The organism is Pantoea sp. GCM10028869 (genome assembly GCF_042666835.1).
Classification (GTDB): domain Bacteria; phylum Pseudomonadota; class Gammaproteobacteria; order Enterobacterales; family Enterobacteriaceae; genus Pantoea; species Pantoea leporis.
This window is the reverse complement of record NZ_JBHTGO010000001.1, coordinates 91759-110613: the sequence shown is the minus strand read 5'-3', so window position 1 is coordinate 110613 and position 18855 is coordinate 91759. Positions and strand designations below refer to the sequence as shown.

General features: G+C 45.5%; 29 protein-coding genes and 1 pseudogene. 23 read left to right on the top strand and 7 right to left on the bottom strand.

The window, feature by feature from the left end:
• Positions 1-74: 74 nt before the first annotated feature.
• The 3 genes from ACFQW4_RS00560 to ACFQW4_RS00550 all read right to left on the bottom strand — a co-directional run bounded on the left by ACFQW4_RS00560 (position 75) and on the right by ACFQW4_RS00550 (position 2511).
• Positions 75-1772 carry a DnaT-like ssDNA-binding domain-containing protein gene (locus tag ACFQW4_RS00560; protein ID WP_377723115.1) on the bottom strand — a complete coding sequence of 566 codons (1698 nt, stop codon included), beginning with the start codon at positions 1770-1772 and terminating at the stop codon, positions 75-77.
• 88 nt (positions 1773-1860) lie between these two features.
• The gene (locus ACFQW4_RS00555; protein ID WP_377723113.1) at positions 1861-2199 is read right to left on the bottom strand and encodes a hypothetical protein; all 339 of its coding nucleotides are present in this window, start codon (positions 2197-2199) and stop codon (positions 1861-1863) included.
• Positions 2200-2310: 111 nt separating this feature from the next.
• The gene (locus tag ACFQW4_RS00550) at positions 2311-2511 is read right to left on the bottom strand and encodes a helix-turn-helix transcriptional regulator (RefSeq protein ID WP_377723111.1); all 201 of its coding nucleotides are present in this window, start codon (positions 2509-2511) and stop codon (positions 2311-2313) included.
• Between the two features lie 112 nt (positions 2512-2623).
• On the opposite strand from ACFQW4_RS00550, the gene ACFQW4_RS00545 reads away from it, so the two are divergent.
• Positions 2624-3265, top strand: a complete 642-nt coding sequence (locus tag ACFQW4_RS00545) for an XRE family transcriptional regulator (protein WP_091003930.1) — start codon at positions 2624-2626, stop codon at positions 3263-3265.
• Positions 3266-4462: 1197 nt separating this feature from the next.
• Here the strand turns inward: ACFQW4_RS00545 and iraP are convergent.
• Positions 4463-4828, bottom strand: coding sequence for an anti-adapter protein IraP (iraP, locus tag ACFQW4_RS00540; RefSeq protein ID WP_154183910.1), 366 nt, complete (start codon positions 4826-4828; stop codon positions 4463-4465).
• A gap of 209 nt (positions 4829-5037) precedes the next feature.
• Here iraP and ACFQW4_RS00535 point away from each other — a divergent pair, with 209 nt between their 5' ends.
• The 3 genes from ACFQW4_RS00535 (at position 5038) to ACFQW4_RS00525 (ending at position 6226) form a co-directional block, all read left to right on the top strand.
• A complete protein-coding gene (locus ACFQW4_RS00535; protein ID WP_377723108.1) occupies positions 5038-5295 on the top strand; it encodes a hypothetical protein in 258 nt (85 codons plus the stop codon).
• A 289-nt stretch (positions 5296-5584) separates the two neighbouring features.
• Positions 5585-5866: a hypothetical protein gene (locus ACFQW4_RS00530; protein ID WP_377723106.1), complete on the top strand. Its 282-nt coding sequence runs from the start codon at positions 5585-5587 to the stop codon at positions 5864-5866.
• A 135-nt stretch (positions 5867-6001) separates the two neighbouring features.
• A complete protein-coding gene (locus ACFQW4_RS00525) occupies positions 6002-6226 on the top strand; it encodes a hypothetical protein (RefSeq protein WP_008109339.1) in 225 nt (74 codons plus the stop codon).
• Here the strand turns inward: ACFQW4_RS00525 and ACFQW4_RS00520 are convergent.
• Entirely contained in the window at positions 6219-6497 is a 279-nt protein-coding gene (locus ACFQW4_RS00520; protein WP_036649777.1) for a hypothetical protein, read from the bottom strand. The genes ACFQW4_RS00525 and ACFQW4_RS00520 overlap by 8 nt on opposite strands.
• 512 nt (positions 6498-7009) lie before the next feature.
• On the opposite strand from ACFQW4_RS00520, the gene ACFQW4_RS00515 reads away from it, so the two are divergent.
• The 11 genes from ACFQW4_RS00515 to ACFQW4_RS00465 all read left to right on the top strand — a co-directional run bounded on the left by ACFQW4_RS00515 (position 7010) and on the right by ACFQW4_RS00465 (position 13724).
• Entirely contained in the window at positions 7010-7657 is a 648-nt protein-coding gene (locus ACFQW4_RS00515; protein WP_377723103.1) for a pentapeptide repeat-containing protein, read from the top strand.
• 44 nt (positions 7658-7701) lie between these two features.
• The gene (locus tag ACFQW4_RS00510; RefSeq protein ID WP_377723101.1) at positions 7702-7926 is read left to right on the top strand and encodes a hypothetical protein; all 225 of its coding nucleotides are present in this window, start codon (positions 7702-7704) and stop codon (positions 7924-7926) included.
• A 223-nt stretch (positions 7927-8149) separates the two neighbouring features.
• Positions 8150-8551, top strand: a complete 402-nt coding sequence (locus ACFQW4_RS00505) for a pentapeptide repeat-containing protein (RefSeq protein WP_377723971.1) — start codon at positions 8150-8152, stop codon at positions 8549-8551.
• Between the two features lie 96 nt (positions 8552-8647).
• Positions 8648-8833, top strand: coding sequence for a hypothetical protein (locus ACFQW4_RS00500; RefSeq protein WP_377723098.1), 186 nt, complete (start codon positions 8648-8650; stop codon positions 8831-8833).
• The gene (gene gamL / locus ACFQW4_RS00495; RefSeq protein ID WP_091003946.1) at positions 8830-9123 is read left to right on the top strand and encodes a host nuclease inhibitor GamL; all 294 of its coding nucleotides are present in this window, start codon (positions 8830-8832) and stop codon (positions 9121-9123) included. Before ACFQW4_RS00500 ends, gamL begins: the two co-directional genes overlap by 4 nt.
• Positions 9114-9938, top strand: coding sequence for a PD-(D/E)XK nuclease-like domain-containing protein (locus tag ACFQW4_RS00490; RefSeq protein ID WP_377723094.1), 825 nt, complete (start codon positions 9114-9116; stop codon positions 9936-9938). The genes gamL and ACFQW4_RS00490 overlap by 10 nt, the downstream gene beginning before the upstream one ends.
• On the top strand, positions 9938-11041 hold the full coding sequence (locus tag ACFQW4_RS00485; protein WP_154183921.1) for a RecT family recombinase: 1104 nt from the start codon (positions 9938-9940) through the stop codon (positions 11039-11041). The genes ACFQW4_RS00490 and ACFQW4_RS00485 overlap by 1 nt, the downstream gene beginning before the upstream one ends.
• Positions 11042-11077: 36 nt before the next feature.
• Positions 11078-11281, top strand: a complete 204-nt coding sequence (locus tag ACFQW4_RS00480) for an ANR family transcriptional regulator (RefSeq protein ID WP_154183923.1) — start codon at positions 11078-11080, stop codon at positions 11279-11281.
• 198 nt (positions 11282-11479) lie between these two features.
• Positions 11480-11788, top strand: a complete 309-nt coding sequence (locus tag ACFQW4_RS00475) for a hypothetical protein (protein ID WP_377723090.1) — start codon at positions 11480-11482, stop codon at positions 11786-11788.
• Between the two features lie 114 nt (positions 11789-11902).
• Positions 11903-12613 carry a YadA-like family protein gene (locus ACFQW4_RS00470; protein ID WP_377723088.1) on the top strand — a complete coding sequence of 237 codons (711 nt, stop codon included), beginning with the start codon at positions 11903-11905 and terminating at the stop codon, positions 12611-12613.
• Between the two features lie 331 nt (positions 12614-12944).
• Positions 12945-13724, top strand: a complete 780-nt coding sequence (locus tag ACFQW4_RS00465; protein WP_377723086.1) for a YadA-like family protein — start codon at positions 12945-12947, stop codon at positions 13722-13724.
• A gap of 90 nt (positions 13725-13814) precedes the next feature.
• Here ACFQW4_RS00465 and ACFQW4_RS00460 read toward each other — a convergent pair whose 3' ends face one another.
• Positions 13815-14495, bottom strand: a complete 681-nt coding sequence (locus ACFQW4_RS00460; RefSeq protein ID WP_377723084.1) for an SOS response-associated peptidase family protein — start codon at positions 14493-14495, stop codon at positions 13815-13817.
• 54 nt (positions 14496-14549) lie between these two features.
• Between ACFQW4_RS00460 and ACFQW4_RS00455 the strand changes: the two are divergent.
• From ACFQW4_RS00455 to ACFQW4_RS00420, 8 genes and pseudogenes are all read left to right on the top strand, one after another.
• Positions 14550-14792: pseudogene (locus tag ACFQW4_RS00455) on the top strand (DNA polymerase III subunit theta).
• Positions 14789-15013: a hypothetical protein gene (locus ACFQW4_RS00450; RefSeq protein WP_377723081.1), complete on the top strand. Its 225-nt coding sequence runs from the start codon at positions 14789-14791 to the stop codon at positions 15011-15013. The pseudogene ACFQW4_RS00455 and the gene ACFQW4_RS00450 overlap by 4 nt, the downstream one beginning before the upstream one ends.
• Positions 15014-15087: 74 nt before the next feature.
• Positions 15088-15405 carry a hypothetical protein gene (locus ACFQW4_RS00445; RefSeq protein ID WP_377723080.1) on the top strand — a complete coding sequence of 106 codons (318 nt, stop codon included), beginning with the start codon at positions 15088-15090 and terminating at the stop codon, positions 15403-15405.
• Positions 15406-15436: 31 nt separating this feature from the next.
• Entirely contained in the window at positions 15437-15655 is a 219-nt protein-coding gene (locus ACFQW4_RS00440) for a hypothetical protein (RefSeq protein WP_377723078.1), read from the top strand.
• On the top strand, positions 15645-15923 hold the full coding sequence (locus ACFQW4_RS00435; RefSeq protein ID WP_377723076.1) for a hypothetical protein: 279 nt from the start codon (positions 15645-15647) through the stop codon (positions 15921-15923). The genes ACFQW4_RS00440 and ACFQW4_RS00435 overlap by 11 nt, the downstream gene beginning before the upstream one ends.
• A 163-nt stretch (positions 15924-16086) precedes the next feature.
• Entirely contained in the window at positions 16087-16329 is a 243-nt protein-coding gene (locus ACFQW4_RS00430; protein ID WP_377723074.1) for an excisionase, read from the top strand.
• Entirely contained in the window at positions 16313-17434 is a 1122-nt protein-coding gene (locus ACFQW4_RS00425; protein ID WP_377723072.1) for a phage integrase Arm DNA-binding domain-containing protein, read from the top strand. The genes ACFQW4_RS00430 and ACFQW4_RS00425 overlap by 17 nt, the downstream gene beginning before the upstream one ends.
• A gap of 268 nt (positions 17435-17702) precedes the next feature.
• Positions 17703-18098: a hypothetical protein gene (locus tag ACFQW4_RS00420; RefSeq protein WP_377723070.1), complete on the top strand. Its 396-nt coding sequence runs from the start codon at positions 17703-17705 to the stop codon at positions 18096-18098.
• A gap of 240 nt (positions 18099-18338) precedes the next feature.
• Here the strand turns inward: ACFQW4_RS00420 and ACFQW4_RS00415 are convergent, their stop codons facing one another.
• A complete protein-coding gene (locus ACFQW4_RS00415) occupies positions 18339-18590 on the bottom strand; it encodes a hypothetical protein (protein ID WP_350262206.1) in 252 nt (83 codons plus the stop codon).
• Positions 18591-18855: the final 265 nt, after the last annotated feature.

Sequence of the window (18855 nt, the reverse complement as noted above, 5' to 3'; positions counted from 1 at the left end):
AGGTTCATATCTGGTACCAAAAGACATCCGGCACTTCACTCTTCAGTTTAAAAGTCTATATGAATTAATGTTCATCATCCCCTGAACCCTTCAGGTATCGCATAATCGGCACTGGACACGATAGTGATATCCCGACGTGAAGTTCGGGTCTTAACCGAAAGCCTACGCCCCTTTTCAATAAACCTCGCCAGCTTGGTCTCCCATTGCTTCTGAGTGTGCTGTGCGCCCTCTTCCATCCAGTAATTTACAAACTCGCTCAACTCATATTTCGATACGTCAGAATCCAGCTCGATACCGATATGCCGGGCATGTTTGAGAAACTGGCTTGAGGTTGTCCAGTGTGGGTCAAGCCTGAATTTAGCCTGCTCAGTTGATTGTTCATTGCCTCCAGCCGTTGAGCCATATGCGGCACGCTTGCGAGTGACACAGGTGGCGGAGTATCCGGTTCTCAGGATCGTCACGCTCTGGGTCACGTTGTGCATGGCGTCGAAGGCACAACCGCTGGGCCGGGCTGTAAGTGGGGAGAACTTGCTCACCCAGGGGGCTGGAAAGTTAGTCAGCCAATCAGGGGTCAACATGATTTTGCTGTTGGGGTCGAAGTTATCCACAGGCCATGAAATTTTCTCGCGCGCGATGTGTGTTGTTTTAGGTTTTGATTTTAAGGTTTTAGATCTTAAAAAACTAAAACGGGTGTGCGCGCGCGAAGGTATAACACGCGTGAGCCCGCCAGGAACGTTTCGCGTTACGCCTGAATCACCGGGCGTTACGCTGCCGGTGACGCTCTGCGTTACGCCTGAATCACCGGACGTTACGCTGCCGGTGACGCTCTGCGTTACGCCTGAATCACCGGGCGTTACGCTGCCGGTGACGCTCTGCGTTACGCCTGAATCACCGGGCGTTACGCTGCCGGTGACGCTCTGCGTTACGCCTGAATCATCGGGCGTTACGCTGCCGGTGACGCTCTGCGTTACGCCTGAATCACCGGACGTTACGCTGCCGGTGACGCTCTGCGTTACGCCTGAATCATCGGGCGTTACGCTGTTGGGGACGCTCTGCGTTACGCCTGAATCACCGGGCGTTACGCTACTGGTGACGCCCGGCTTATCACATGAATCACTGATCGATATGTCTGATGCCCAGGATGGCCGGCCATGCGTATCAGTTGTTTTATGTTGGGGGTAGCAGTAACCAACGTGCGTTGTTTTGCCATCGACAGTGATTGAACCTAATTTCAGCAGCCTTCCCTCCTCGTCATAAACCTCATCATGCTTTATGACGACAGTCTGATTTTTAAAACGTGAGCTATTAGCAAGTTCAGCAGCAGCCCGCCTTCCCTCAACTATCCAGTTCCTGACCTTAAGCCTCATACGGTAGCGCTGCTGCCTCAATGCAGCCTGAGATTTTTTGCCTTCAATCTTTTGTTGCTCCCCTTTCATTTCCGGAAGCGCCAGGCAGTTTCTCCGCTTGTCATACTTAACCAAACCTACTTTCTGCATTGCCTGACCGAAACCGGGATGGTTCACGACAGCATCGATGTATGAGAGATCAGCATCAGGTATCACACCGTTTCGGGCATGATGTTTCGCAACAGACCAGAACTTAAGCAGACCAGCCACAGTGATATCGCGTTTATCACGAATACTGCCCTCCGGCTTTAAACGGTGAATGCCCTCACTTACTGAGCGAGGGGGAATCAGGAGATGCTGTGCCATCAAATGCACTTTGGGATGGGATGAGAGAACTTCTGGCGACTTCATTTTTTTGGCGAACATTTCCTGACCCTTAACTCAAATCGCAGCCGTTTACTTGCACGGCTGCTGCTGACATAATTGGAATGGTTTCTGACGAAACTGTTCTGCATTAAACCCCGGTACTGTTAGCGCAGTCCGGGGTTTTCTCTTTTGTGCGCTCCAGTTCGCACTCGGCAAACTGTATGGCCACGGTGAGAAGCCATCGATACTGTTCAAGTGGCACTTTCATCTCTCCCCTCAACACGAAATCCTCTACCCCACTTGCTGCCAGCGTTTCCATGATTTCTGGGTATTTTGCAGTTCGCCTTAGCACTGTTGAATCGGCTACGTTAAGTCGTTTAGCAACTTCAGTTTGCCGCGTATGCAATAACGCTTTATGGGCTAAGGAGAGAAGATGACGGCCATTCACACTCAGTCCATCTGATTTGCGTGCATTTGCTCTATCCATTGGATAAATTCCTAAATGATCGAAACAGCGTTTCCGGGCAAAGAACTTCGGAGACGCTGATGATGATTAGTGATAATTAATCTTCTAGTAAGTTTATGTTTAATATCATTTTTATGGAGGGAATACCTCATCTATAGTAAGTGTGTGACCGAGCGTTTCCAGACCCTTGAGGATCAGACGACAGCTGGCCAGGCTTGGGGTTCGGATGTTGCTCTCGTAATTGGCGATCCGAGATGGCCCCCAGCCAATAGACCTCGCCAGCACAGCCTGAGAAATGCCTATTTTTTTTCGAATCAAAGCTAAATTGTTCATAATGCCTCCAGTGTAATCACATATTAACTATCACAAATTGTGATCTAATTTCAACCACGTCGTGAGGCTGCTATACTCACGGCATGTGTAATTCCGTTAATTGAGAAATGAAATGTCTAACGATATTGGGGAAAGAATAAGGGCGCTCAGAGAGGCAAAAAGGTTGAGCCAGGCTCAGTTAGCAAAACAGTGCGGCTGGGTAACAGCTTCAAGATTAGGCAATTACGAGATCGGCTCGCGAAAAGTAAATTCTGACGACGCGGCCTTACTGGCTTTGGCTTTAGGGGTAACTCCTGCATTTATCTTATTTGGTGATGATTCAAGTACAGTTTACAAACAACACGAATATCCACTGCTCAATAAAGACCAATTAATAAGTCAGGAGCGCGGAGATCCCATTACTTTTGACAGTAATACTAAGTTTTACTCCTCTACAACACGGGCAAGTAAAAAATCCTTTTGGTTTCAGGTTCCGGGGCATTCGATGACTTCGCCCTACGGGGTAAAACCCAGTTTTCCAGAGGGCATCCTTGTTTTAGTTGATCCTGAGGCAAACATCGAATCTGGCCACTACTGTGTAAGTATCGTTTACAACAAGACGGAAGTAACTTTCAAAAAATTTGTTACTGAGGATGGTAAGCAGTGGCTAGAGCCTATGAATACTACAGCGAGATATCAAAGCATCGAAATTGATGAAAATTGTCGCATTCTCGGTAAGGTTGTAAAGGCACAATGGGATGATGAATTTTTTTAAGTCTTGCGAATGATCTTATCTTACATCTGAAATTGACCTCGTTCGAAGTTCTTAACTCATGCTCATAAAAACCCAAATTGCGGGTTTATGAGCATAAAAGATCACATAAAATTCAATAACAAAACGTGAACATCAAATTAAATCACACAATACGTGTTGACATGCAATGCCACATCATGTGATCTTTGCCGTAGCGGAACGGAAACGCTCGAACTAATGCACTACGAGTTAGTTTGGACGGCACAATAAAGTCGGGCGGGAGGAGCACAGGAGTGCGATATCCCGAAGTGGCAAAACCCAGCTTCCTCGCAGCAAACGAGATGGCACTGATCAGTGCCATCTCCTTTGTTGAAGGGGGTTATCAATGTCTTATCGTCTTAAGAAACAATCCGTAAAATGCCCCGTATGCGGTCTTAATTTTGACCCGCGGACGCCACGTCTTCACATCACGCATTATCATTCCTCAGCGAGTGAATATGAGTTAAGAAAGATTTGTGAAGCGCGGCGCGAATGTTTCGGGAAATTAAAACCTCTCAAGCAAAAATCACCCTGCCTATCAATTTACGCGATGAAAACTGGCAAGGCTTGATTTTGCTAATCAAAAAAATCATTACAGAGGTGAAATGAAATATACGAATGGATAAGTTTTTCAGTAAAACGAATAACGATTAGATTATAAATCTCTTCGTCAGGAAGTAATTCTGACTCCTCGTCTAGTCAATGCGCGGTTGGGACTTAGCCCGGCTTGCCGGGCGTAATTTATCAGACCGCATACCTGCATTCCTTTGACCCTTTCCCGTCTTGTGCGGGATTTTTTTTTAACGTCTCTGAGCGAATAAAGTGAGAGTCGCATGATGCCCGGAAAAAATCAGACCGCCATCACACATTAATTTCGATAGCAGGTTTGAGCTAAGCGCTAAGAAAGATTTTTTTAATTACAAAAGCCAACCAGACTAACCAAAATCAAAGCACACTGCTGGAATAAACATTATGGTTCAGGTGGTTATGCATGTAACTCGCTTACTGAAAAATAACCTTATCGTAACGACAAATGTTCCTTAGTATCGGATTTAATCTTAGGCATTATGCTTAACCAAGGAACATTGCTGGTTCCGTTTAAAGGTGCAGTTTATACCACCCGGCTTAATGCCGGGTTTTTTTATTAGCGAATGGCTTTCGATACGTCACTAAAAATTGTCAGCTCTTGTCCTGAATTGAATTGTCATTTCCAGAGGACATTCCTGAAATCTCTGCCAGACCTTCATGGTTGATTTCAGTATCAGCCCCATCTACGGCTCGGGAAATAGTGAGCAAATCCTGCAATTCACTCAGCAAAATTGCAGCATCTGACTTGAGCATATCATCGGACTCTGCCGACTCAATAACTGTATTAATCGCTTTATTCGCACTCTCAATCATCTCAGTGACACCACCCTGCTTGCTGACGGCCAAAACCAACGCGCTGATGAGAAGTGACTGTGCTTCGACGCGGGCAGTCAGCTGCTTCGTCGCCGCGTCAATTTTCGAAATTTTGGCAAGCATGCTCAGTACGACATTTTTCATAGTGACCTCTCTCTGTAGAGGTCGAACATATTACCCGGACTGTGCATTTCCTCAATATGAAATAATCCTAAATGCCATCATGAGAAGACAGGTGTGACTTATATATCCTCTACGTTGAATCCTTAAGCGGGGGCTCAATAAATCAGCGCCTTACACTCGCCATGTTATTCAATTAATCAACGCTATGTAGCACTTAATCAGGAGTATCTATGAAACATCGTGAAGCAGCAGTCAGCATTAAACAAACCGTTTTAATGGTTGTACGTGAGATGAGTAGCTCAGCGGGTTATATTTATAAGTATGAAGCAGAAGGTAAAGTGACCAAGGAAGATTCGGAGGAGTACATGGAAAAAGTGCAGGCCGCGCTTGACTATATCATCAGTGAATTTCTCGAACCTGTTTATGCATTACACCCGGACTTACGCCCCAAATGCTGTGGGTGTGAAAAGTCGCCTGAGCCTGAATAAGAGTATTGCGTTTACTCAGGTTAATGATTCCTTCTACACGTCATAAATAACGTGCGATGTATTTCGCCTGACATCTCACAATAAGAAAGTATAACAAACACCATCCAGCCTCATCGTATGGTAATAATAATCCTGAACACGTTTATCCCGCCATCGGCGGGATTTTTTTTGGGAAGAGTATCCGAACATGTTTCATTCGTACTTAATGGGGAAACGGTCTTACATTCTGGTACAACTTGTGAAAGGGCACTTTCTGCATTTTGTATTCATTTTTACATTGAGGGCAGTAATGAATAAAAAAGCCGGCATGCTGGCTGCGCTCTGGCTTCGGCTGAAGTATCGATACCTTGCTGCTGCTGTAGCAGTGATCACAAAGATAGTGATGCTGAACATCCTGGTCGGCAGGTTTCTTAGATCGATATACCGTCGTTCCTCCGTCCGTGGTGTGAAGTTCATAGCTGGCAGCCTGCAAAGCAAACATCTCGATTTTTTTATTTTCTTCGCGAAGTTCCATTGTGATTTGTCTCTTTGCCTGGTAAAGACCCGACAACTCTGCATTGAGCATCTGTAATTCAGTGATCTTATCAGATAGCTGGCCCAGCAACTCTCCCTGAACAGGTACGCGAGAATCACCTCGCCTGAAGTAGTGAAAAGCAGGCTCTTAAAAGCATCACCTCATCAATAACAACTGGAAAAGGTAAAGAGTATGGAAAGCATTATCATGAAAATAAAAGATAAGCATGTGCTGGCCAAGGACGCTCTTGGTTCAGGACAGATGCCGCTAAATAAACGAATGCAAATTGTGCAAATCTGGTGCGAGGTTGCCAGTCCGGAGAACGTGATGCGACTGATAAGCCATATTGAGAGTGGCGGCTATGTATCACCGCCAAATAATGATAATTGCCGTGAAGGTGGCAACTTACCTACTTAGTGGACAGATACCAGGATCGCTCCTTTGATTCAGTTACCAATACCCAGTTGCTCTGACTGATTGCACTCGCCACAACCCTTACTTCATCTCTTATCTGTGTGGCTGTATATGATTTTGACGCAACGTATTCTGCTGTGGGCAGGTTAAACCATTGTCCATCATCTGAGATAACCTCTCTGGAATAACCCCGAGCGCCCATTGATTCATGTAGCTTTTCATAATCATCAGATGTTGCGCCATGCAACTCCACGCGAACTGTAAATTCAGCCATATGCTCTTCCTTAATTAACTGTGCAGGATGAATTTATCAATTTCCTTCGACTGTGCAAAGCAGGGAACCACCTCGCCTGATGTGGTTAAAAGCAGGCATTTATCCCCTTCCAGTACTTATCTCGCCCATCCGGAGTAAAAAATGATTTATCAATACCTATATGGCTGGCACATTTTCACCGCCAGTTCTCTCAAGCGTACAAGAGTCTTCGTCAGGTTCAGAGAAGGCATTCGCTGGGTGTTCATTCAGAAACTTGCGGCGTCATGCGCTGATGAATGGGTGGCCAACTATGAATAAACATAAGGTACCAGAACGCGTCAACATCCGGGCACGCTGTCTCCTCAGGCAATGGCGTCTGGGACAAATTAAACCAAGACGCACTATCCGGCATGGCTATCTTTCCATCTGCGTGACCCCTTCCTGGCGTCTTCTCTCCAAAAACGGAGGGAGAAAATGGTTATTACTAAGTCACGCCGATTATGACAAAGAAATCTGAATAGGAATCAAAGAACATGCATGACCTGTCAATTGTAACTCGTCCAGTAAAAACGCCTAAGAACTCAATGACAGAAGAGGAATTATCGGCGCTACTTCAGGAACATAACGTCTGGCTTCAGTCCGCAGGCGAAGAAGGAAAAAGGTTAGTACTTAGCCACAGTGACTTATCTGATCACAACTTTTATAACACCAACCTTGAGAAGAGTATCTTTAATAAATGCAATCTCAGCGACTGTAATTTCCGCCGCGCAAAACTACGTCATGCTGCAATGAATGGATGCAATCTGGAGAGATCTGATTTTACTCACGTAAAGTTTGATTACGCGTCATTGAGCCATTCCAGTTTATTTTGCACAGACTTTCATGATGCTAATTTACGCCTCGCTGATGTAACGGGAACAAAGCTGAAAGGAGCCCATTTATTCGGTACCCGCTTACCTGCAAATACATGGCTTATTCTGGGTGAGGAATACAGTATTCAAATTACGCATGGCGTGACATTAAGTGCTGGCTGTCAGACGCACACAATCGAAGACTGGCGACGATTCAGACAAAAAGAAATTGAATCGATGGACGGCGAACGCGCAATTAAATTCTATCCGAGGCTTTTGGATATTCTGGACTTTTATACGGGAACAGGTGAAAGACCAGACTGGCTTTAACCTCCACCATCTATTTCCCCCTGTAATTATACGGAGTTTATCCTGTGAAAATCACGTACATCACAAATGGCGAACAATCCATGCTCGTCATTAAATCCTGCATTTTTTCTTTGCTTAAGCATGCACGTGTAGCTAATGCAGCCCTCAACGCGGCATCCGAAGCAAACGTATCGACAACTGGTGTGTTTTGTCTGAAAACAATTATTTCTGGCAAAACATCATCCATCTATGAAGCCCGCGCGGCAGCAAGGCGGGAGGAGTGTAAATGAATGTTTTGCATCTATGTCTTACTTACCCTGAACAACCCGACGAACCTGCTGAGTCTTCATTACATGGACACACTGCGTTCAGGCGCGCTGGTCAGTTCCGCTACACACACAACTGAACGCAACGCCGTTAAAAAAATTCTCATTCGCCCGTTCTCCTCCAACTCAGGAGGAACAGGTCAGCCCATCACTTATTACCCGTTAATCAATGGAGTAACACCATGAAATCATACTGCGTGCCCACAAAATCTGGGTCCGCTCAGAGGGTCAGAAGGGAAAGCGTGCCGATCTGAGTTTTATGGACCTGAGAGGCGCGCCTCTCGATAACGCTGACCTGACCCGCGCCATTATGATTGGCGCAAATTTACAGGGAGCCAGTCTGAACAACACTCTGCTTTGCCGGGCTTTTATGCCGTTCGCTGACCTATCTGGAAATACTTTCTTAAACACAGACTTCAGCCATGCAAAGTTAATGGCTGCCAATCTGCGTGATGCGGACATGCGTACAGCCAGGCTGGAAGGCGCTGATTTGCAGGGTGCTATGACCGGAGGAGCCCGGTTACCGGACAGCAGTACGAAAGCCAGTCAGAAAAGGGTCGTGATTGAAATCCTTGTTATCAGGCGCTAAGTGAAATCCAGAATTGACCTCTTTTAGCCTCTTTTAGCCTCGCTTAGCCGTTTCTCAGCAATACCTCTCTCCAGTACCACTGACAGGAACCTCACCATGATGAACAAAAACATCTGGGGCGATGCCGCCTGCGCACGTCCTTTTCACCCCATCCATTCTGTCGAGTTCAGCCGAAAGAACATTCTGAGCAGTGCCAGCTTTAGCCGTCGTCCTCCCAAACCGCTACTGCTGGTTCTGACTGACAGACTGACCAAAATCATTCTTCTGGAGGGCAAATCATGATGCCATTCATTGAGCTCGAGCGCAGAAAAGAACAGCTCGATGCGGAAGAACAGGATGCTATTCGAAAAGAGCAGTGGATAGACGACGAAGCCGCACGCCTTCTGACCTTCTTTCCTGACACGCTTGATGAATTCAGGGCTTCCCTGCTTCATCCACTCGCCAGCAAATGCTGTTTCGGCGGTAAAGCGAATGAAGAGTATCGGGACTTCATTCTTAACCTTGCTTACCACCAGGCTAATGAAAACTATGACCTGCAGGTATTACTGAAATGGGAGGAGCCATGCCAGTAAAACCCGGCGTGTATCACAACATCAGTAATGAGGACTACCACGCAGGCCCGGGGGTCAGTAAGTCGCAGCTTGATGATGTGGCGCTGAACCCTGCCATCTACAAATGGCGTAAGGATGCCCCTGTCGATCCTGAAAAAACAGCCGCACTGGATATGGGTAGCGCCCTGCATTGCATGCTGCTGGAACCCGGTGAATTTGATAAGCGCTATATCGTGGCCCCCGCTTTCAACCGCCGCACAAATCAGGGCAAGGCGGAAGAGCAGACATTCCTGGACGATGCCAGCAGGATGAATATGACCGTGCTGGATGCTGAACAGGGACGAAAGCTCCTGCTGATGCGAGACAGTGCAATGGCTCACCCCGCAGCCAGTTACTTTTTGAAAGACGCAGGGTATTGCGAATCTTCAATCTACTGGCGAGACAGTGAAACCGATGAGCTATGTCGAATCCGTCCCGACAAATATCTGGCCAACCGCGCTGTCATCCTTGATGTAAAGAAGGTCGCCGACATGTCTCGTTTTTCCCGTCACATCGAAGAGTTCCGGTATCACGTACAGGCCGCGATGTACTGCGAGGGTTTCTACCGTTGCTTCCGGGAAAATCCACAGTTTGTCTTTATTGCCGTGAGCGAAACCATCGATTGTGGCCGCTACCCCGTTCGGGTATTCGAACTGCATGAAGATGACTTTCAGACAGGTTTGAAACTCTTTCGCCATAATCTCGACACCTTCCACCACTGCCGCCTCAATGATTACTGGGGCGGCATTGAGACAATCCAGCGCCCGGTGTGGGCACGCAGACAGGAGTATCAGTGATGCAGAATAAACCAGTGGACCCCACGTCAGATAACACCAGCACGGCAGCCACCATTTTCAGCCCGGATGCACTGGATAAGCTTGTGCGTTTCGCCGAGATTATGGCCGGCAGCCGGGTGACTGTACCTGCGCACCTCGCCGGGAAAGCTTCAGACTGCCTCGCCGTCACAATGCAGGCGGTGCAGTGGCGCATGAACCCGTTTGCTGTGGCCCAGAAAACCTTCATGGTTAACGGCGTGCTGGGTTATGAAGCTCAGCTGGTTAACGCCGTCATCTCGACAATGGCCCCTACACGCGATCGGATACAGTATGCCTGGTTTGGTCCGTGGGAAAAGGTCATCGGCAAATTTACTGAAAAAACGTCATCAAAAGGAAATAAGTACACGGCTCCCGGATGGACACTGGACGATGAATCCGGTTGTGGCGTTCGTGTCTGGGCAACGATGAAGAATGAGGAACAGCCACGCGAGCTGGAAATCCTTTTATCACAGGCGCAGGTGCGCAACTCCACACTGTGGGCAAGTGACCCCAAACAACAACTGGCTTATCTCGCCGTCAAACGGTGGGCGCGACTGCATTGTCCCGATGTCATTCTGGGCGTTTATACACCCGATGAAATTGACACTGCTCCAACCGTTGAGCGAGATATTACTCCCGCTAAATCCACTTTGACCGACTTGAACGCACTGATCAATCAGTCCAGGCAGCAAGCCGAGGCGTTAACTGAACACAGTGATGCTGAAGATCAAGCATCAGATGTTGACCAAAGCGCATCGGATACGCCAGCAACAGCGCCACCGCCTATCCCAGATACACAGCATTCCGTAGTGACAGCGCCTGAGCAAAAATCAGCACAGCGTTCCGCCGGGAAAGCGAAAGTTTTCGACAACGATCAGGATGTTCAGCAACGGACGCCCGATAAGCTGCTGGCGGATTTCTGTGAGGCTGCGATGAACGCCAAAACCGTCAGCGCGCTGGCCAAATGCTACGCCTATGCCTCCAGAGTGCTGGCTTCTACACCAGCAGTACTTGAGAAAGCGACCGATGTCTTTCTGGTGAGGAAAGCTGAAATGGATGAAGCCGGAACAAGTCAGAAATCATGATTCTTTAAAAGTGTGGCCAGGAGACAAGGTAAGCCCATGAAAGGTAATTTACGTAACCTCCGTTATTATAATACCGCTGAAGCAGCAGCGATTGCGGAGAACTTTGGACACTATGAAAAAGCAGGGAAGCTCTGGTTAAAGGCAATGAAACTGGCCATGAGACAAGTTAATGCAGAATGGTCAGAACATCGTAGCCAGTTTTGCCAGAGTGTTTTACGTAATGGATGGTCTCAAAAATAATTTTATATTTAATTTCGCCAACACCAGGAAAAAATACAGCTTCAGAATTTATTCACTTTTCTGACTTCATCCATAATGAAATCAATGTTAAGTTCATCGCACCCAACATTAAGCACAAGATTAATAATATCTAAAAATATTTAAATTTCTGACTGGAAATACAATCAGTGGAGTAACAATATTTTTGAGGCAATAAAAATGAATAAAAAATTCCTTCGTTATATTGATGACCATCTCAGTCATGCGTCATCTCCACCTGGAGAACAAATTGTATATGTTCTTGCGAAGCTATCTTTAACATCATCTCCCGATGCCTGGATGGTCAGGCACGTAAGGAATGAAGAGGATTTTCTTTTTACAACGCATCAGGCTGTGATAGAACATCTCGACATGCACGGTGATGGAAACGACTATATCAGTCCTTTATTTGCAACTGCCAGAGTAGATATGTGTAAAGGGGTGTTCCGGCACCTTCTGCTCACACCGCTATCGGAAAAAGAGGATTGATTAACCAAGGCATTACTTTTAACCTGATTTTTAACATTCACATTTAGCCCCCTCTATTCATGATCTCCATATAAGAACCATGGATTAACGCATTAACTCGCTAAAGAGATAAAAATGAAAAACCGAATATTCATCACCTCGCTTATTACCTTTATAAATTTACCTGCACCTTCTTACGCAAGCTTTTGCATTGCTGACAGTTGCTTTGAAGATCTCGCCGACCTCAAAAAGCAGTTTATAGGCTTACAGAAAACCATCATTAAGACCCATTCAGATGTACTTAATCACAATGAACAACTCCCTGTTATAAAGAAAGATATCAAGGGGAACAAGGAAGATATTAATAAAAATAGCTCAGATATAAAATCGATCAAAGATGACACATTCAAAAACAAGGCCTCTAACGAACAAAACAAAAAAGAAATCCTAAACAACAAGAAAGGGTTATTGAACAACAAAGTTAAAATTGAAGAAGTTCATAGAGAAACTCAAAACAATTTAAATTCACTTAATCAGTTGACTGGCGAGATTGATGAGTTCAGGCAACTGACAAACAACAGATTTAAGAAAATTGATAAAACTGTCGCAAAAAATCATAAAAAGGCTATGGCTGGCATCAGTGCTGCAATGGCAATGAATGCCATACCTTTTGTTAATGGCAAGGATGTCAGCGTTGGAGTGGGATCTGGCTCTTATGGTGGCCAGGGTTCACTGGCTATTGGTTCTCAATTCCAAATGACCGAGATTATGAGAAGCAGCACCTATCTGAGTTATGACAGTAACAGGAATCTGGGCATTGCCGCCGGGATATCGATTGGCTGGTAAACGGAGACATAAATCAGCAACCTTCAGGAACACATTTCCCGGAGACATTTTCAAGCCAAAGGCCTCATCCTGTAATGAGGCCTTTGGCTTGAAAAATATAAGGGAGTGAAAATAAAAATCCCAAAATTGACAACCATGTTTTGAATCCTACTAAAAAACGTCGACGCTGTAATCGAGCCCCATGATTAATTCTCAGTAAACCACCACAACAAATCAATTCACCATCACACAATTTATTATTAGCCGTTCAGCCAGAAATCTGATAGCGAAAAACATCGCGAATTTTTAACCCACTATTTTCCTCGCTCCTAAATAACAGAAGAAAATCATTATGAAACTAAAAAAATCATTGCTGATTTTAACAACAACTATATTTATTTTTTCAACAGCACACGCCGATGTGAAAATTTTCCATCCCGGCAAACACAAGACAGATGCCAGAAGTATGAAAGAGGATATCGAACACAACCGTGACCAAATTTTCACTGATGGCATTAAGATTAACTCTCTGGAATTGAAAGTTAATGATCAGGACGTAAAAATAAACTTCAACAAGCAACAAATCGACGAATACAAAGAAAAAATTAAGAAAAACACAAATACCATTGACACTAATAAGGAAAATATTGAAAAACATCAAGAGATGATCGACAATAACGAAAGAAACACAATCATTAATGAAATGAAAACAAAAGAAAACCAGAAGGGAATTCTCGTTAACACAGCCGACATTATCAAAAATAACAGAAAAATATCGGGTGTAAAAAGCCTGATATCTGAAAATACGACGAAAATTAATCAACTCGACTTCAATCAACAACGGTTAGAAACTAAGACCGAACATAAATTTTCTGCTATGGATAAACGCATCGGTAACTACCATCACAAAGCAATGGCTGGTATAAGTTCCGCTATGTCAATGTCGACCATACCTTTCGTTGAGGGCAAACGTTTTAGTTTTGGTTTCGGGGCGGGTTCTTATGGTGGCCAGGGGGCAGTATCATTCGGATCACAATTCAGACTGAGTGAACAAATCAGGAGCAGCGCATATATGAGTTATGACAGCAATAAAAGCATTGGCGTCGCGGCAGGCATATCTTTTGGTTGGTAGTAACAGGCTCAAGTCAGAGAGATGCTCGACAAAATTCGTCAGAGCTCGATTCTAAATACAGGCTGTATGCTGCTTTAATAATTCGCACAATCATGCCACGGGATCATCGATCTCTTCCAACAGCTCATCTCCCTGATTATGGATATTGCCAACTTTTTTGCTAACCGGATGCCAGGAAAAATCCTTCTCCGGCACTGCGGCATCGGCAGCAATCTCCTGCGCGCGCTCGGGTGTAGTTTCTTGACTGAGCCATTCACGAACAGCATCAGTAGTAAGCACTAGCGGGCGCCGATCGTGAATGTCGACCATGCCCCTGTTGCTGGGTGACGTGACGATGACGAAGCCCTCTTTATCGTGATCTTTGCTATATGGCGCTTTACCGATGGCAGCGAAAAACAGCGGCGTTTTCTTCTTGTGGTAGATGAAATATGGCTGCTTATTGCTGCCGTCCTTTTTCCATTCGTACCAGCCGTCAGCCGGCACAATGGCCCGGCCGTTATTCCAGAGTGGTTTAAACATACGGCCGGTAGCTGCGGTTTCGCCGCGTGCATTGATGAGCGGTTGTTTATCCCACCACTCTGGCCCGTAGCCCCAGTAGATCGGATCGAGATGCAGCTCTTCGTCACGTTCATTAAGCAACAGCACCTTCGTGCCAGGAGCGACGTTAAACCGCCCTATCGGTTCCGGGTCATACTGGATTTCGTCAGCCTTCAGGCCGAGCGATTCAAAGTATTCATCTCTGCTGCTGTACTGCGCAAATCGACCACACATAGGCACCTCCTTTTTAAGGATAGCGCGGTATAATCAAGTGAGGAGGACAACTGCATGTCTCAAAACCTGGCAACACGCAGCAGAGAAGAACGCGATCGTATCAACGTTGATTTAGCCGCGTCTGGCGTTGCATATAAAGAGCGCATGAACATGCCCGTCGTTCCACATGAAGCAGAAATGCAGCAACCTGTAAATTTGTGAGAGTACTTCAAAGAGCGCCTGCAGCCTTACAGGAATGTCGCGCTACAGTTTCCGCGTGACAGTGACCCGTTTTATCAGAAGGATGCGGATAAATGACGATCGTCTTTGTGCCTTCGCTTATTGCCTTGCTGCTATCTAAAGCGGATGAGAAAGGCTCGCCTCTAACTGAATTGGAAGTATTAGGTATCAGGGATAACGCCACCTCGATTTCCGTGGACGCTGAAGCGGCTTTGAGTATGTCAGAGAGTCGTGGCTACAGGGATATCGACCCAGAAAACTGCTGGGCAGAATGGTTAGCTTTCATGAGTGAAGGCTAAAGTTTTACCGACAGGGGTCGATGAAATTTCCACGGGGATCGGACCCGGTAAATATGAAGGATGAAAAATAAGCTGTGAAATGGATTTTATTTACGGGAGCATTTCTCTCTATGTCTGCGGCAGCGGACGACAAAGCATTCGGAACGCCAGAAACGCGTTGTTTGAATGACCATACAATTCCCTTCATTAATTCAACCATACCCGCTAAGAAAGTTGTGGATGATGCCTACGTAAAGTGCAAACCTGAACTTGATGAATGGATGAAATTGCAAGAGCCGCTACCTGATGACATGAAAAACAGCATGCGCAAAGAGTTGTATGACTTTTACATCAGGATGATTGAAATACGAAGAAAGTATGAAGCCAGTAAAACCGCAAAAACCGCCCAATGAGGCGGTTTTTTATTGCCTACAGGAAATCGAAATGACACATCCAGATCCGATAGATGCAGCATCAGAGCTTGAACTTCAGATGATTGAATTAGCGCTGGCTTACCGGCCGCGTGTCACGGCACCGTTCACTGGTAAATGCCTCTGGTGTGATGAGCCAATCGACAAGGGTCATTATTGTGCCCCAGAATGCCGCAGCGATCATGAGAAGGAACTTCGAGCAATTAAGCACAGGAGAGCAAATGAAAATTAGTTCCCTGAAACCTGGTGATACGGCCTACCAGCTGTATCGGCATAAGATGGGTAATACAACCATCAGCACACTCTCTGTTTGGCGAGTCAGCGTGAAAGAGGTACATGAGGAACACGTTATCGCTTCGGTTAATGGGAATGCACCCCGAAAATATCGGGAGCGTGATGTAGCAAAATGGAAGAAAAAGGAGCCGATACTGATTCGCAGTCGTATGGGCTACTCCCGCCTCGCCACTAAAGCCGAGAAAGAAGCACTGACATCCGGGTAGTCAATTAACATCGATACTTATTATCGCGCCTTGCGTGCGAATTTTCATTTATGAACGCTTAAAACCAGACATCATTTTTCGGAATATTTTTCCTGATAGATACTTTAAAGAAATGACTCTTCCACTTCGTGGTAACCGATTGAATTTTTAACCGGAGAATATAATGTCTCGCATGATTAAGTTATCTACCTGGGCGGAAGAGGAATTCGGCAATCCGATTCCGGGCTCCGCTACACTCAGCAAATATGCCAGGAATGGAATGATATTTCCGCCTCCGGTAAAAGTTGGAAATATCTGGCGCGTTGAACGCTCTGCGCGATTCATCGGTGTACAGTCCAGTCCTGAAATCAGGCAAAGTGATAACGTGAGATTGAAAAGGATATTAGAGGATGGCCAGGCCACGTAAATATAATGTCATCATCCCTAATCTGTCCTGTTTTACTGATGCCAGAACAAAACGCGTTTACTGGCGATATAAGCATCCTGTCACAGGTAAATTTCATGGTTTAGGCACCGATGAAGCGGAAGCAAAAGCCGTCGCAATTGAAGCTAACTCCAGATTATCTGAGAATCAGATGCGTCATCTCATCAAAGCGAGGAATAAACTGGCGGAAAGCCTGAACACGTCAATAACGACTTCAGGCTGGTCAGAAAAATATCTTCAGTTGCAGACACGACGCGTTAAGTCAGGCGAGTTAAAAACGAAGACGATTCAGCAGAAGAAACTGGTGCTCGACATTCTGGTGCCAGAAATCGGTATGAAGCCTCTTGATCAAGTCACAGTGAAAGACATCAACGCCTTGATGGAGCCTTACCTCGAACGAAATAAAAACAGTATGGCGCTTCTTGTAAGAACGATTTGTATTGATTTCTTTAAGGAGGCGCAACGCGCAGGTGAAGTCAGCCCGGGCTTTAACCCAGCGTTAACGACCCGTACACCCAGGGCAAAAGTTATGAGAGCCAGACTTGATTTACCTACGTGGAAAAAGATTTATGCCCATGCCGAAAAACCCCGGTATATGCAACGCGCCATGTTGCTTGCTGTAGTTTCAGGGCAGCGCATCAGTGACATTTCGAAAATGCGGTTTTCCGATGTGTGGGATGATCATCTGCACATCGTTCAGCAGAAAACAGGCGCACGCATAGCACTGCCACTTTCATTACACTGTAATGCGCTGGGTATCAGCTTGCGCGAAATCATCGGACAATGTCGTGACAGAATTCTGAGCCCCTACCTGCTTCATCATCGCGACGACAAAGGCCCCTCTAAAAGAGGCGAACAGGTTAAACCGCACTCTTTGCGAGATAATTTTCGGCTGGCAAGAGAAGCATCAGGATTAATGTGGGAGGAAGGCCAGGCCCCCTCTTTCCATGAGCAGCGCTCTCTGTCTGAGCGGCTTTACAGAGCTCAGGGCATCGATACGCAAACACTTCTGGGGCACTCAAATCAGGCAATGACAGACAAATATAACGATGAGCGAAGCAGTGAATGGAAGAAGCTGATCTTTTGATTCAATGCAGTTGCGCATAATTCAGCGAAAGCCCGCCATTAGCGAGGGCGAAAGTCAGCAGCAGTTCTCAACACTGGTGCAGAATGACTAAAATCACAACGAGTTTACCAGTGGGAAGAAGGACACTGTCGCTTTTTATGGGCAACTTTTTAGCCTGTAAATATACCAGCTCATTAAAGTTGCATGATTTCGGGTTGTTTAGGGGTTAAACTTCAGACTTTCGTTTGAACATTTCTTATGGATTGTTCATCAACAAAAGGAGATGTTAATGGGCTGGGAACTTCATATCGTAAGAACAGAAAATTGGTTTGATAGCGCAAGTAATCCAATTACAAGTGAAGAATGGCTTCACCTTATTGATAATGATGAAGAATTATCAATAAATAAAAGTAATGGTGATTATTTTACTAGATGGAGTAACCATCAGGCACATGATGAATCCTGGCTTGATTGGGATGATGGTCGAATTTATAGCAAGCAACCCGAAGAAGCCCTTTATTCTAAGATGTTACAGATAGCAAAAAAATTAGGTGCAGTCGTTGTAGATGATGATGATCGGAAATATTTATTACCAAGTGATCTAAAAAATCCATCTTGGGCTAATACATTAACCGACACTAAAAAAACACCCTTGTGGCGAAAGTTAATGTCAAGATTATTTTAATGATAATTCAAGTATCAGTGGAGGTATTCTAAGATAAAGCCTTGATAGATCGCTTTTATATTATTACTTAGCATTTTATATTGTTTTATTTTGAGGTGCGGTGGCGGAGGATATGTCTTTCTCTGATGACACTAGATTCATAAATTTGGATATCTCAGCGTCCGATTTTGGCACGAAGTTGATGCGCGCGTCAGGTCCGCTATGAGCGATCTGCGGACCTTGCAATAATTAATGATCTCCTTATTTGATGCCATAATTAGCAGGTATAGACCTGACGTAGTCTGCAACTTCTCCATTATAAAGAGCCGAGATACTTTCAAAGACATCCGCTATATCTTTTCGGCTAACTTCATCAAGGGACTGAAGAGTTCCTGCAATACTCTCTTGCATCTCAATGGCCACATCAGGATTAATTAAAGTTTCCTCGGTAAATTCGAGTGCGATAGCTATATCAGCTATGACTTTCACTAATTGTATAGATTGTGATGACATATGAGCCTCTTCTTAGCTTTTGACTAGATTCCTGCGCATCAACTTAACATGAAGTTAGCAACGTCCGCTTCTGGCACTAAACGTCCTCCCACACTTTATTTTGATCTGCCATCTAATAAGAACCCCCAGGCTCAAAGGTAGCTCATTTTTTAACCAGTTTTGCAGAAGAGTTTTGCTGGAGTTTTGCAGAAGACCTCTGAAGGCGATTTTCACCGAACAGGCTCATTAGCGATGCCAGCGCCCTGCCCGGTACGTCATAGCGAGT